Here is a 13,623-nt window from a genome sequence, read left to right on the forward strand (position 1 = left end):
GGCGCTGACAGCGCAGCGCACCGATCAGGAGAAGGGTGAGGATCCCGTGAGGTTGTGGCCACGACGCAAACCGGTCTGGGCGGCGTCACTGACGGCGTTGCTGATCACGGCGGGACTGTGCGCGGGCGCGCCGGCCGCGTCGGGGGCGCCCGTCGCCCGCCCGGATTTCAGGCTGCCGTTCCCGTGCGGGCAGACCTGGCAGCTGCAGACCTACCTGGGCCACGCGCCCGACGACAAGAAGCTGGACCTGTACCGCGTCGACGGCGCGACCCTCGGGGCGACGGTGGCCGCCTCGGCCGACGGCACGGTCACCGAGTTCTTCGAGCCCGGCGGCCTGGAGATCAACCACGGCAACGGCTGGTTCACGGTCTATCTGCACATGGACCGCATCGACGTACGCCTCGGCCAGCGTGTGGCTTCCGGTGAGAGCGTCGGGCGCGTCGGCCTGGTCGGCACGGACTCGGCGCATCTGCACTACGAGCAGCTCTACGACACCAACGGCGACAACGACGGCGAGACGGACGAGATGGTCCACCCGGTGCTCCAGGGCACCGAGTACCGGCTCAGCCCGAGCGGCCCGTTCCCGCGGGTCACGAGCACCAACGCCTGCGACGGCGGAGGCGATCCGCAGCGGTACTGGGTGGACACCTTCGCCGACGCCACCGGCTACCGGGACGTCGACTGCGTGGACGACACCACGGCGCGGTGCGCGCCCCAGGGCACGCTGCGCGAGGGCACCAACTACGTCCTGTGCAGGAAGTGGGGCGAGGAGGTACGGGTCGGCGCGTCGTCCAACCACTGGTGGCTGCTCACCGACCTCGACGAGGTGACGCCGGGCGGGCAGGGGCGGGCGTATGTCTCTGCCTACTACCTCCGCAGGTGGGGCAACGACGAGGCCAAGGACAACGACGGCCGGGACATCCGCGGCTGCGCCTGACCCGGCCCGTGGACCGCGCCGGCGGCCGCGCGAGAGCGTTCAGCCGCACTCGGGCACGGCGGGGCGGTCCATCGTACGGACGGCCGGGAGCCAGGCCGTGGACCCGGGTTCGCTGTTCGGCAGCCGGACGCGGTACCACTCGGTGGAACGGGTGCCGACCTCGTCGGTCACCGGCAGTCCCTGAGACATCCGGCACTCCGCGGGAAGGACGTCTCCGTGCCATACCCGGGCGGGCAGCACGTTCTCGATGGTGTACGCCGCCATCGGGTCCAGGGCCAGGCCGAGGCTGCACTGCATCTCACGCTCGTCGGCCCGGTCGCGGCAGGGTTTCTCCACGTTGTACACCGTGACGTGGGCGGCGGGCGCGGTGCTGCCGGCGATGCTCTCGACGTGGACCGGAGTGTCACCCTTCGAACCGCCGTCGTCCTGGTCGTCCGTGCCGGTGTACGACCAGACGGCGGCCGTCGCCGCGCACACGGCGGTGGCGGTGGCGACGACGCGCGCGAGTCGCCTGCGCCGACGGCGGGACCGGACGGCGGGCTCCGTGCCCGTCAGGGTCGCCGCACCGGTCTCGGCTGTGGCCGATGCTCGGATGCGGTCCAGCAGATCCTGCGCGGTGTGCGCGGCGCGCGACTCGTGGGTGGGGGCGAGGCAGTCGGTGGCGAGGGCGCGCCAGAACGGCGGCACCGCGGCGTCGAGCCGCAGCGGCGCCCGGCCGGCCGCGAACTCCTGCACGGCCGCTGCTCGCCCCGACGATGTCGCCCCGACGAAGGGCGAGGCCCCTCCCGTGAACATCTGGTGGATCACGATGCCGAGTGCCCAGATGTCGGCGCTCGGCCGCACCTGCACCCCCCGCTCGCCCAGCGGGGCCTTCCAGCGCTCGGGCGGAAGGTAGTCGGGGGTTCCGAGGGGTGGGATCCAGGCGTGTGTGCCGTGGGTGCCGTCGAGTTCCGCTGCGAGTCCGAAGTCCGACAGGCGGACCGAACCGTCCGCCATGATGAGAACGTTGTCGGGTTTCAGGTCGCCGTGCACCCAGCCCAGGTCGTGGAGATACGCGAGGCCCTCGCAGATCTCCGTCAGCACCCGCTCCCGCTCTGCGTCCCGCACCTGCCCTTCCTGGCCCAGGAGTTGCCGCAGACTGCGCTCGGCGCGCTCCATCACCAGGACCACCGCCCCGTCGAGCCCGGGGTGGTCCGGTTCGTCCAGCACGACGGAATCGAGCAGCCGGATCAGCCGGGGATGGTCGGCCCGGCGGCCGAACTCGCTCTCCCTGCGCGCGCTTTCCACCAGTCCACGAGCCTGTCGCGGCGCGAGTCCGGCCGTGGGCAGGAACTTCAGCGCGACGACGGCGTCCTCGTGCGACCCGCCGACGCTGCGCCCCTCGTAGACCCACCCCCAGCCGCCGTCCGCGATCGGCTCGTCCACCTCCCAGTCCCCGACCCGGTAACCACGTGGAACGCGCTCCGTCGGCTCGCTCACTGACACTCAGCCCGTTCCTGGGCCGTACCCGGTCTGGTCGCCGTACGCGCCGGAAGGAGTGGGAGGTGCCCCTCACCGACCAGTCCGAAGCGCAGCGCGACACCGACGAGCGCCTCGCGCTTGCCGTTGCGGCGGGCACCACGGCCCGCCTCGCCCCCGGCCGGCGGACCGATGCGGAGTTTCTCCTCGGCGAGGTAGTCGATGTGCGAACTCACCGCGCGGGCGGTGAGCTGGACGCACTGCGGATGCGAACGGAGACGCTCGACGATCTCGGGCGTGGTCGGCACCGCGAGCGCCGACTCGTCACGCAGCCGCGGTTCGCACAGCGCGACCAGCACCAGGAAGTACGTGGCGGTCTCGTCCAGCGAGTACGCGGTCAGTGTCTGGGCGCCCCACCGGCCGGGCGCCGGCCCGTCCGGGTCCAGGTAGACGTGATCGGGCGCGAAGACCTGGAAGCTCACCCCGGACCCCCGGGTGGGCAGCACGACCCGCGCGAACTCGAAGGGGATCGGCGCCCCGACGCGACGCGGCGGCACTCGCAGGTACTCCCCCGCACCCTCCGGGTTCTCCACCAAGTAGCTTTGCGTGGCGCTGTAGTTGCTGAGCAGCCAGTGGTCGTCGGCCACCCGGATCTCCCCGGCCAGCCGGGACACCGCCGGGTCGTCGAGCATCAGGTCCACGGCCACCGTGTCCGAACCACGACCGAAGCGCGCCACCTCCCCCGCGCCGAGCCGCACCGTCAGCGGCGGATCCTGGGTCAGATGGATCAGTAAGCTGCTCATGCGCCCCATCTTGGCAGTTCCCTGCCGTCAGCACCGTACATGTGAACGAATGGCGGCCCGCACGTTCCGCGCGGCCCGGTCGGCCGGTGCGCGAGGGCATGAACGCCCCTTCACGCACGCCCAGTTGGTCACGTACAGCCGCCACCGCAGCGGGGTCCCGCTCCCGCTGCGGTGGCGACGGCTGCCGCGTCTGGCGCCCCGGAGCGTACTGTGCGCCGACCCGGCACCGGGAGTTCCCCGCTGCCGCGACCCCGAAGGGCGACGCACCCTGCCCGCCGCCCGACCCGGTGCTCGGTCCGAGGCGGAGAACGCCCGGGCGCCGACGGACCCCGGGTCACTTCGGCGCAGTCACCGTCATGGCGCAGGCCGTGCCGTTGAGAGTGTAGGAGCTCGGCGGAGCGGCGTTGCCGGTGTGGGTCGCCTGGAATCCGATGTCGACGGACGCGCCTGGAGCGATCGTGGCGTTGTGGGCGACGTTCCTGGCCGTCACCTGGCCGGAGGCGGGCGAGTAGTCCGCGTTCCAGCCGGCGGTCACGGTCTGGCCGGCGGGCAGGGCGAGGACGAGGGACCAGCCGTCGATCGTGGTGGTGCCGGTGTTGGCGATACTGATGTTCGACGAGAGGCCGGTGTTCCAGGCGCTGACGGTGGCGGTGACCCGGCAGGTCGCCGTCCCCGGCGGCGGGGTGGAGGTCTGGAACTGCGTGAAGAACTTCCACACCTCGGCCGGCAGCCAGGTCCTGGCTCCGCTGTCACCCGCGGCCCCGTCCTGCGGAGCGGCGATGTGTCCTTCGTCGAACGCGGCCCAGACGACCGGATGCCCGGCCGAGCAGCCCGAATAGGCGGTGACCCGGTGCGTCAGGCTGCCCTGGGCCGGCTCCGGCGGGTTCTGGGTGGCGCAGCCGTTGTTCCTGACGAACCTGTCCCGCAACGCCCGTCCGCCGGAGATGCCGAGGACGTTGTCCCTGAGGCCGTGCACCCCGAGGTAGGCGATGGGCTGGGTGCCACCGCTGCATCCGCTGAGCTGCCCGCCGCTCTGGACCGCGACCGCGCGGAAGACCGTCGCGCGGGAACAGGCGAGCGCGTACGACATGGCGGCGCCGTAGCTGAACCCCAGGGCGAAGCGCTGTGTCGTGTCGACGCAAAGATCCGTCTCGATCCACCTGAGCAGGTCGTCGACGAAGGTGACGTCCTCCCCACCGGCATTGGCCCAGCCGTTGTCGAGGCCTTGGGGCGCTACGAAGATGGTGCTGTCGTTCGCCAGTCGCTGGAGCCCGTAGTAGGCCCAGGTGCCCGTTTCCACGGTGCGGCCCGTAGCCACGTCGGTGGAGGTGCCGCCCAGCCAGTGGAACCCGAAGACCAGCCGGTGGGCTCGGTTGCGGTCGTAGCCGTCGGGGATGCGCAGGATGAAGTTCCGGTTCTTGCCGCCGCTCCGGATCGTGTGCGTTCCGCTCGTCAGGGCGGGGATCCTGCCGCAACCGGAGCTCGGAGCGGCGGTGCCTGCGGATGCGGCTGCCGTGCCGGAGGCCGTGCGCGGGGTCTTCTCGCCCTGGGCGCGGCCCAGTGCGGTGCCTCCCAGGCTCAGGACGACCAGCACCGCGATCACGGCGGAACATAAGAGGGATCTTGTCCTCGTCATCGTGAAACTCTCCTTCTGAAGCCGTGGTTGTTCACGCGCGGGTCCACTTCTGGTTGGCCTGGCCAGTGCAGCTCCACAGGACCAGCGGGGTTCCGTCGGCGGTGCCGGCCCGGTCGGCGTCGAGGCACAGCCCGGCGTGGACGTTGCGGATCGACCCGTCGGAGCCGACGGTCCACTTCTGGTTGCCCTGTCCGTTGCAGGGCCAGGTGATGACCCGGGTGCCGTTGGCGGTGCCCTGGTCGTAGGCGTCCAGGCACTTGTCGCCGAAGACGCGGATCTCGCCGCCCGCCCATGTGGTCCACAACTGGTTGGCGGCCGTGTGGCAGTCCCGGATCAGTGCCGTGGCGCCGGAAGCGGTGGAGGCGTTGTCCACGTCCAGGCAGCGGCCGGACGCGTTGCCGCGCAGCCGCGAGGTGGTGGCGGCCGACGGGCTGCCACCGCTCACCCGGAACACGGCCACACCGTGCGCGGAGACGCTCGCCGAGATCTGCCCGGACGTGCTCGACGTACCGCCGGTCCACAGGTCGGTGAGGGTGAACGGCCCGCCGGACAGGCCGACTTGAGCAGTCGTCGCGTTGACCGTCGCCGTGTCGCCTCCCCGGTTGAACAGGCCCACCGCGACCGAGCCGTCGGACATCTGTTTGGCGAACACCTCGGTGCTGCCGTCGTCGCGCACCCTGCGCCCACCCGCGCCCAGCGGATCCTGGTCCACCGCCAGCAGACGCGGGTTGCGCAGGATCGCGCCGACGTCGGCGGACATGGTGCGGATGTCGTTGCCGGCCATGAGCGGTGCGCCCAGCAGCGCCCACAGGGCGAAGTGCGAGCGGGACTCGGTCAGTGACAGGCCGGGGCGGCCGACGACCAGCATGTCGGGGTCGTTCCAGTGCCCCGGGCCCGACTGCGCCGCCAGCGGCGCGGTGACGTCCAGAACGTTGCCGACGCCCATCGGATAGCTGTTGGTGTTGCCGTTCTGCCAGATGTCGAGCAGGTCCTCGGTCGTCCGCCACAGGTCGGCGACCTCGCCCCAGTTGTAGGTGGCGCCGGTGATGGCGTGCAGGCTGTTGGGGTTGATGCTGTAGACGATCGGCCGCCCGGTGGCCCGCAGGGCGTCGCGCATGAGCGTGAACCGCGCGACCTGCTCGTCGCGGGTTCCGCTGGACGAACACCAGTCGTACTTGAGGTAGTCGACACCCCACGAGGCGAACGCGGTGGCGTCCTGGGTCTCGTGCCCCCTGCTGCCGGTGGACCCCGGGTAGCCGCCCGTGGCCTGCGCGCAGGTGCGTTCGCCCGGCACCTGGTAGATGCCGAACTTCAGTCCCTTGCCGTGGATGTAGTCCCCGAGCGCCTTCATTCCGCTCGGGAACCTGGCCGCATTGGCCCGCAGGTTGCCGGCCGCGTCACGCTGCGGGTCGAACCAGCAGTCGTCGACCACCACGTACCGGTAGCCGGCATCCCGCATGCCCGAGGACGCCATCGCGTCGGCAGCCTGGCGAACCTGCGCCTCGGTGATCCCGCACCCGAAGCTGTTCCAGCTGTTCCAGCCCAGTGGTGGGGTGAGCGCCGGGCTGCCGGGCGCGGCCGAGGCGGTGGAGTGAGCGGACGCGGTCACGGCCGCGGTGACCGTCAGCGCGGCCGCCGCGAGGAGGCGAAGCAGCCGTCCCCCTGATCGTCTGGACACCAAGTGCTCCCTTTCCCGGAGGGCGCCATGGGCGGGTGACGCGAAGATCAATGTCACGTCCATGACACTGCATAGAAGAGAAGGCCGGTTCGAAATTTCGGTAGTCATTCGGAAACTCGAGGCCTCACGGATACTAAAGAGGCGGTCGAACATGTCAACCCCAACGCCGCAACGCCTCCGTGATTCGGCCATACAGACCCGCCGAAGGTGGCCGATCTGCATCATCCGGGCGATTGGCCTGCGGCGACACCGAATCGAATATCTCGAATGTTTCGAAGCCACCGTCGATTCATGCGTGGGGTATTGACGGGATTCCCCGGCCCCCTATCATCCAAAATGCTCGACAAGCCGAAACATGTTCGAAATCTCGTATACGGAGCAGCCGCTCCGCGCGAACCAGCAGGGCACCTCCGGACAACTCCCACCACCTACGGCTGGGCAACAGAAGGAGAACGCCACCCGTGCAGATGTCATGGACTCATCACATCCTGTCCCGTCGCCGCGCACTGACGACCGCCACCGGCGTGGCCGCCGGCGCCCTGCTTCCTGCGACAGCGGCCCACGGCACCGCCTCCGCACAAGGGCCGGTCCTCACGACCGCGGCGGCCTTCACGAACCCGGTGATCTGGCAGGACTTCGCGGACATCGACGTCATCCGCGTCGGTGACACCTTCTACGCCTCGGCCTCGACCATGCACTACTCGCCGGGCGCGCCCGTCCTGCGTTCGTACGACCTGGTCGACTGGGAGATCGCCGGTCACTCGGTGCCCGTGCTCGACTTCGGCGCCAAGTACGACCTGAACGGTGCCCGCGGCTACGTCAGAGGAATCTGGGCGTCGTCGCTGGCCTACCGGCCGAGCAACAGAACGTTCTACTGGCTCGGCCAGATCGACTTCGCCCGCACCTACGTCTACACCGCCACCGCCGCCGAGGGGCCGTGGAACAGGCTGACCACGATCAGCACCCCCTACTACGACGCCGGGCTGCTCGTCGACAGTGACGACACCCTCTACGTGGCGTACGGGAACACCACGATCAGCGTGGCCCAGCTCTCGCCCGACGGCCGCAACCAGGTCCGCACGCAGCAGGTGTTCACCGCCCCGTCGAGTGTCGGCACCCTCGAGGGCTCCCGCTTCTACAAGATCAACGGGCAGTACTACATCTTCCTGACCCGCCCCGCGAACGGCCAGTACATCCTGAAGTCGTCGAGCGGCCCCTTCGGTCCCTACACGATGCGGCAGGTCCTCCTCGACCTGCGCGGACCGATCCCCGGCGGTGGCGTCCCGCACCAGGGCGGGCTGGTGCAGACGCAGAACGGCGCCTGGTACTACCTGGCCTTCGTCGACGCGTACCCCGGTGGCCGGACGCCCGCCCTGGCGCCGGTCACCTGGACCGCGGACGGCTGGCCGGTCGTGCAACTCGTCAACGGCGCATGGGGCACCTCGTATCCAAGTCCGGCCGTGCCCACCCCGCCCCGCCAGGTCACCCCCATGACCGGCGTCGACACCTTCGACGGCACGGCCCTCAAGCCGAGGTGGGAGTGGAACCACAACCCGGACGACACCAAATGGTCGGTGAACAACGGCCTGAGCCTGCGGACCGCGACGGTCACCGACGATCTCTACTGGGCCCGCAACACCCTCACGCACCGCATCCAGGGCCCCACCTCCACCGCCACGGTCCAGCTCGACCACACCTCGATGCGGGACGGCGACAGCGCGGGGCTCGCGCTGTTGCGTGACTCCTCCGCCTGGATCGGCGTCAAGCGCGACGGCGGTACGACGCGGGTGGTGATGGTCAACGGGCTGACCATGGACACCAACTGGAACACGACCGGCACCGGCACCGAGATCGCGAGCGCGGCCGTCCCGGGCGGCCACCTCCGGCTGCGCGCGAGCGCCGACATCCGTCCCGGCACCGGACGCCTGGGCACCTTCTCCTACAGCACCGACGGCACCACCTTCACCCGCCTCGGACCCGCCTTCTCCCTGGGCAACGACTGGCGGTTCTTCATGGGCCACCGATTCGCCCTCTTCAACCACGCCACGCAGGCGCTCGGCGGCGCGGTCCGCTTCACACGGTTCGAGCTGACCACGCCCTGAAGAGGTCCACCGATCGCACCACGCAACCCCCCACCCATCCCACGAGGAGAACCATGAACCCGCTCAAACGGCTCGGCTGTCGCCGAGCCTCGATCCTGGGCCTGCTGGCCGCGACCGTCCTGGCGACACCCGGGACCGCGACCGGCGCGCCCGACGCCGTTCGGGCCTCCACCCTGGGCGCCCAGGCGGCCCAGTCCGGCCGGTACTTCGGAACCGCCGTGGCCGCAGGCCGGCTCGGCGACCGTACGTACACCGGCATCCTCGACCGTGAGTTCAACATGGTCACGCCCGAGAACGAGATGAAGTGGGACACCACCGAGCCGTCCCGTGGCTCGTTCAACTTCGGCCCCGGCGACCAGATCGTCAACCGGGCGACGTCCCACGGTCAGCGCATGCGTGGCCACACCCTGGTGTGGCACTCCCAACTGCCCGGCTGGGTCGGCTCCATCAGGGACGCGAACACCCTGCGATCCGTGATGAACAACCACATCAACACCGTGGCGAACCACTACCGGGGAAAGATCTACGCCTGGGACGTGGTGAACGAGGCCTTCGCCGACGGCGGCAGCGGCCAGCTCCGCAGCTCGGTCTTCCGGGACGTGCTGGGCACCGGCTTCGTGGAAGAGGCGTTCCGCACGGCCCGGACGGCCGACCCGGGGGCCAAGCTCTGCTACAACGACTACAGCATCGACGACTGGAACGCCGCCAAGACCCAGGGCGTCTACCGCATGGTGCGCGACTTCAAGGCACGCGGCGTGCCCATCGACTGCGTCGGCCTCCAGGCCCACTTCGGCGCCGGCGGTCCCCCCGGCAGCTTCCAGACGACGCTGTCGAGCTTCGCCGCCCTCGGCGTGGACGTCCAGATCACCGAACTGGACATCGCCCAGGCGTCACCGACCGCGTACGCGAACACGGTCAGGGCCTGCATGAACGTGGCGCGCTGCACCGGCATCACGGTCTGGGGCATCCGCGACAGCGACTCCTGGCGCAGCAACGAGAACCCGCTGCTGTTCGACCGCAACGGCAACAAGAAGTCGGCGTACAACGCGGCGCTGACGACGCTGGGCGGCACGCCCGCCACCACGCGCGGCACCGCCGACGCCACCGCCCTGCCCAGCAGGTACTCGTGGAGCTCCAGCGGCCAGCTGATCGCACCGAAGCCGGACTCGACCCACAACATCGCCGGCATCAAGGACCCGACGGTCGTCCAGTACAACGGCAAGTACCACGTGTTCGCCAGTACCGCGAGCTCCTCCGGCTACAACCTGGTCTACCTGAACTTCAGCGACTGGTCCCAGGCCGGCTCGGCCACCCACCACTACCTGGACCGCACCGCCATCGGCTCGGGCTACCGGGCCGCACCGCAGGTCTTCTACAACGCCCCGCAGCGCCTGTGGTACCTCGTCTACCAGACCGGCAACGCCTCGTACTCCACCAACCCCGACATCAGCAACCCCAACGGGTGGAGCGCACCCCGCAACTTCTACTCCTCGATGCCTGACATCATCCGGCAGAACATCGGCAACGGCTACTGGGTCGACATGTGGGTGATCTGCGACAGCGCCAACTGCTACCTGTTCTCCTCCGACGACAACGGGCACCTCTACCGCTCGCAGACGACCGTCGGTCAGTTCCCGAACGGCTTCACGAACACCGTCATCGCACTGCAGGACTCCAAGAACGCGTTGTTCGAAGCGAGCAACGTGTACAAGGTGCAGGGCAGCAACCAGTACCTGCTCCTGGTCGAGGCCATCGGTTCCGACGGGCGGCGCTACTTCCGCTCCTGGACCGCCGCCAGTCTCGCCGGCTCCTGGACGCAGCTCGCCGCATCCGAGAGCAATCCCTTCGCCCGGGCGAACAACGTCAGCTTCCCCGCGGGCGCGTGGACCCGGGACGTCAGCCACGGCGAGATGATCCGCGCAGGCTACGACCAGACACTCACCATTCCGGCATGCCGGCTCCAGTACCTGTACCAGGGCCTGAATCCCAGCGCGGGCGGCGACTACAACCTCCTCCCGTGGCGGCTCGGCCTCCTGACCCAGACCAACTCGACCTGCTGACCGACCTGCCCGTGGGGAGCGCTTCCGACGGGGGCGCTCCCCACGCTCACCGCCGGCCATCGGACGCATCCCTGCCAGAGAACCGAGGTACCGTCATGCGCCGCAGACTGCTCGCCCTGGTAGCAGCGCTCTCCTCGCTGCCGCTGGCGCTCGCCGCCGCACCGTCCGCCCACGCGGCGGACCCGACGACCATGACCAACGGGTTCTACGTGGACCCCGACTCCAGCGCGAAGCGGTGGGTGGCCGCCAACCCCGGCGACGGCCGGGCGCCCGCGGTCAACGCCTCCATCGCCAACACCCCGACGGCCCGCTGGTTCGGCTCCTGGAGCGGCACCATCGGCACCGCCACCGGCGCGTACGTGGGCGCCGCGGACGCCCGGGACAAGCTGCCCGTCCTGGTCGCCTACAACATCTACAACCGCGACTACTGCGGCGGGCACTCCGCGGGCGGAGCCTCCTCGCCGTCCGCCTACAGGAACTGGATCGCCCAGTTCGCGGGCGGGATCGCGGGCCGCCCGGCCGTCGTCGTCCTCGAACCGGACTCCCTCGGGGACTACGGCTGCATGACCCAGGCCCAGATCGACGAACGCGAGGCCATGCTCACCGGCGCGCTCGCCGAGTTCAACCGCCAGGCTCCCCAGACCTGGGTCTATCTCGACGCCGGCAACCCGGCCTGGGTGAGCGCGGCGACCATGGCCCGGCGCCTCCACGAAGCCGGCCTCCGACAGGCCCACGGCTTCTCGCTCAACGTCTCCAACTACCTGACCACGGCCGAGAACACCGCGTACGGCAACGCCGTCAACAGTGAACTGGGCGCCCGGTACGGGTACACCAAGCCGTTCGTCGTGGACACCAGCCGCAACGGCAACGGCTCCAACGGCCAGTGGTGCAACCCCTCGGGCCGCCGTATCGGCACTCCCACGCAGCTGGGGGGAGGTGCCGAGATGCTCCTGTGGATCAAGGTCCCGGGCGAGTCCGACGGCAACTGCGGCGCCGGAAGCGGCTCCTCGGCCGGACAGTTCCTCCCCGAGGTCGCCTACAAGATGATCTACGGCTACTGATCGGACCCGCCCGGGCGCGGTTCCGGGACCGGGTCAGGGGCGAGAGCGGCTCGTCGCTGTCACCGGTCCCGGAACGACGGGACCGGCCGCCCCGTCGTTCCGGGACCGGCCCATGACGTCGGAGCCGAGTGCGTCGCGGCTCCTTTCCTCCGGTCCGCCCGCTGAGCCAGACGCGTTCCCTCGCAATGCCCCGCATTCCCTTCAGCGTCCCGCAGCACGTGTCGTGAGGTCCTCGTCCGTGATGGGGCGGACCACTCGGCAGGGTGTCCCGAGCGCGACGGACATCGGGGGAATGTCGCGGCTGACGACGCTGCCGGCGCCGATGACCGACCCGTATCCGATACGGACGCCGGGCAGGACCACCACGTTGCTGCCGATCCACACCTTGTCCTCGATCACGATCGGTTCGGAGAATCTTCCGAAGTCAGCGCGTCGTGAAGGATGAACCGGATGTCCCGTCGTGGTCAGCGTGACACTCGGAGCGATCAGGACACCGTCTCCTATGCGGATGTCCACGTCGTCGACGAACGTCAGGTTCACGTTCCCGAAGAAGTCGTCGCCGATGTGGACGTTGCTGCCGAACCCGGCGTGGAACGGGGGCAGCAGCACCGTGCGTTCACCGACCGAACCGAAGATCTCGACGAGCAGTGACCGACGCTTCTCCGTTTCGCCCGGTGGTGTGTGGTTGTACTCGAAGATCTGCTCCGTGCGGCGCCGAGGACCCTGAAAGGCCGCTTCCGACTCGGTGTAGACCAGCCCCTTCGCGATCCGGGCCCGAACCTCTTCTTCGTCGTGACCACCCGTCACAGCGAGACGCTCCCTTCGCTCGACTCCTCGGGCACAGGCCCGGCGCGCCCCGGTCTTCGGCGCGGTCCCAGAGCCTACGTGCACCGCGCACGCATCATGAATCATTTCTGTTCACCCGCCGGCACCCGGTGCGATACGGGGAGGTCGCGCTGCCCGGCCTGATCCGAGGCGGCCGCCGCCGAGGCCCGCGCTGATCGCCGTGCCGGTCCGCCGTACGACATCGGCGAGCCGCTCCGGCCGGTGTGCAGGGCCGGTCGCGGCGAACAGCGCGGCGACCGGGGCGCCGTTCACGTCGTACAGCGGGGCGGCCACACAGCACACGCCGGGCGTCAGGATCCCTCGGTCGACCGCGACGCCCCGCTCTCGGATCGCTCGTCTCTCCCTCGGCCATGAAGCGGGCACGGCGCTCGGCGGGAAGCGGTACTCCGGCGCTGCGGCGAGCACTTTGCCTGCGGCGGTGTACCAGGGCCGGGCCGTGCGGTTCCGCAGCGCCACGACCGCGACGGCCTCACCGGGTGTCCAGTCGAGGACGAGGGTCCGGTCGTACCGCAGCACCGCGATCCCGACGGCCGCGCCCGTGACCGCTGCCAGGCGGCGAGCGGGCTCGGCCGCGGCGGCACGCAGCCTCGGGTGCGGCTGCCACCCGTTCCCGAGCTGGAACAGGCGCGAGCCGATGCCGTACCCCTCCGCGTCCCGCTCCACCGCACCCAGGCCGACCAGCTGCTCCAGCAACCGGTGCGCCGTGGCTTTGGGCAGTCCGCTCTCGGACGACAGCCGCGTCAGCCCCGCTCCGCCGGTACGTTCCACCGCGGCCAGCAACGCGAAGGCTCCCCCGAGTACACTCCGCCCGCCCCCGTGCGCCGAGGTATGTCGCGAGCCGGACCGGGGTGGGCCCGACGGCCGCTGCCGGACCGGCTCCAGCGGGTCTCCCCACCGCGCCTGCCCGTCGGTGTCCCCGCCCGCACCGGACTCGCCGCCGGTGCGCACACGTACAGATCTTCCGCTCTCTCGCATGTTCTCCCCCACTCCCCCGTGTCCCTGTGCGACGCGTCCGGTGGTCGGCCGTCGCGTGCAGGTCCAT

The 13,623-nt window shown here is 70.2% G+C and carries 10 protein-coding genes; 4 read left to right on the forward strand and 6 right to left on the reverse strand.

The window, feature by feature from the left end:
* The first annotated feature begins 46 nt into the window (after nt 1–46).
* Nucleotides 47–937: a M23 family metallopeptidase gene (locus ACIPFH_RS11600; protein ID WP_401825264.1), complete on the forward strand. Its 891-nt coding sequence runs from the start codon at nt 47–49 to the stop codon at nt 935–937.
* 39 nt (nt 938–976) lie between these two features.
* On the opposite strand, the gene ACIPFH_RS11605 is transcribed toward ACIPFH_RS11600, so the two are convergent.
* The 4 genes from ACIPFH_RS11605 to ACIPFH_RS11620 form a co-directional block, all read right to left on the reverse strand.
* Entirely contained in the window at nt 977–2,416 is a 1,440-nt protein-coding gene (locus ACIPFH_RS11605; protein WP_401825266.1) for a serine/threonine-protein kinase, read from the reverse strand.
* Complete coding sequence (locus ACIPFH_RS11610; RefSeq protein ID WP_401825268.1) at nt 2,413–3,198, reverse strand: serine/threonine protein kinase; 786 nt, start codon at nt 3,196–3,198, stop codon at nt 2,413–2,415. Before ACIPFH_RS11610 ends, ACIPFH_RS11605 begins: the two co-directional genes overlap by 4 nt.
* 334 nt (nt 3,199–3,532) lie before the next feature.
* Nucleotides 3,533–4,792: a cellulose binding domain-containing protein gene (locus ACIPFH_RS11615; RefSeq protein WP_401826804.1), complete on the reverse strand. Its 1,260-nt coding sequence runs from the start codon at nt 4,790–4,792 to the stop codon at nt 3,533–3,535.
* Nucleotides 4,793–4,865: 73 nt separating this feature from the next.
* The gene (locus ACIPFH_RS11620; protein WP_401825270.1) at nt 4,866–6,512 is read right to left on the reverse strand and encodes a glycoside hydrolase family 27 protein; all 1,647 of its coding nucleotides are present in this window, start codon (nt 6,510–6,512) and stop codon (nt 4,866–4,868) included.
* Nucleotides 6,513–6,979: 467 nt separating this feature from the next.
* On the opposite strand from ACIPFH_RS11620, the gene ACIPFH_RS11625 reads away from it, so the two are divergent.
* From ACIPFH_RS11625 to ACIPFH_RS11635, 3 genes are all read left to right on the forward strand, one after another.
* A complete protein-coding gene (locus ACIPFH_RS11625) occupies nt 6,980–8,614 on the forward strand; it encodes a glycoside hydrolase 43 family protein (protein WP_401826807.1) in 1,635 nt (544 codons plus the stop codon).
* Nucleotides 8,615–8,667: 53 nt separating this feature from the next.
* On the forward strand, nt 8,668–10,674 hold the full coding sequence (locus ACIPFH_RS11630; RefSeq protein WP_401825271.1) for a non-reducing end alpha-L-arabinofuranosidase family hydrolase: 2,007 nt from the start codon (nt 8,668–8,670) through the stop codon (nt 10,672–10,674).
* A gap of 95 nt (nt 10,675–10,769) precedes the next feature.
* Nucleotides 10,770–11,735, forward strand: a complete 966-nt coding sequence (locus ACIPFH_RS11635; protein WP_401825272.1) for a glycoside hydrolase family 6 protein — start codon at nt 10,770–10,772, stop codon at nt 11,733–11,735.
* Between the two features lie 201 nt (nt 11,736–11,936).
* Here ACIPFH_RS11635 and ACIPFH_RS11640 read toward each other — a convergent pair whose 3' ends face one another.
* Nucleotides 11,937–12,542, reverse strand: a complete 606-nt coding sequence (locus ACIPFH_RS11640) for a sugar O-acetyltransferase (protein ID WP_401825274.1) — start codon at nt 12,540–12,542, stop codon at nt 11,937–11,939.
* A gap of 111 nt (nt 12,543–12,653) precedes the next feature.
* Nucleotides 12,654–13,361 (reverse strand): IclR family transcriptional regulator, encoded by a 708-nt coding sequence (locus tag ACIPFH_RS11645; RefSeq protein WP_401825275.1) that lies wholly within the window; start codon nt 13,359–13,361, stop codon nt 12,654–12,656.
* Nucleotides 13,362–13,623 lie beyond the last annotated feature (262 nt).

The sequence above is a fragment of the Streptomyces sp. NPDC088157 genome, assembly GCF_044741545.1.
Taxonomy (GTDB): domain Bacteria; phylum Actinomycetota; class Actinomycetes; order Streptomycetales; family Streptomycetaceae; genus Streptomyces.

Bases quoted from the DNA above. Each gene is read 5' to 3' on its own strand.
- ACIPFH_RS11610 (WP_401825268.1), bottom strand. From the start codon at position 3,198: ATGAGCAGCTTACTGATCCATCTGACCCAGGATCCGCCGCTGACGGTG.
- ACIPFH_RS11625 (WP_401826807.1), top strand. From the start codon at position 6,980: ATGTCATGGACTCATCACATCCTGTCCCGTCGCCGCGCACTGACGACC.
- ACIPFH_RS11630 (WP_401825271.1), top strand. From the start codon at position 8,668: ATGAACCCGCTCAAACGGCTCGGCTGTCGCCGAGCCTCGATCCTGGGC.
- ACIPFH_RS11635 (WP_401825272.1), top strand. From the start codon at position 10,770: ATGCGCCGCAGACTGCTCGCCCTGGTAGCAGCGCTCTCCTCGCTGCCG.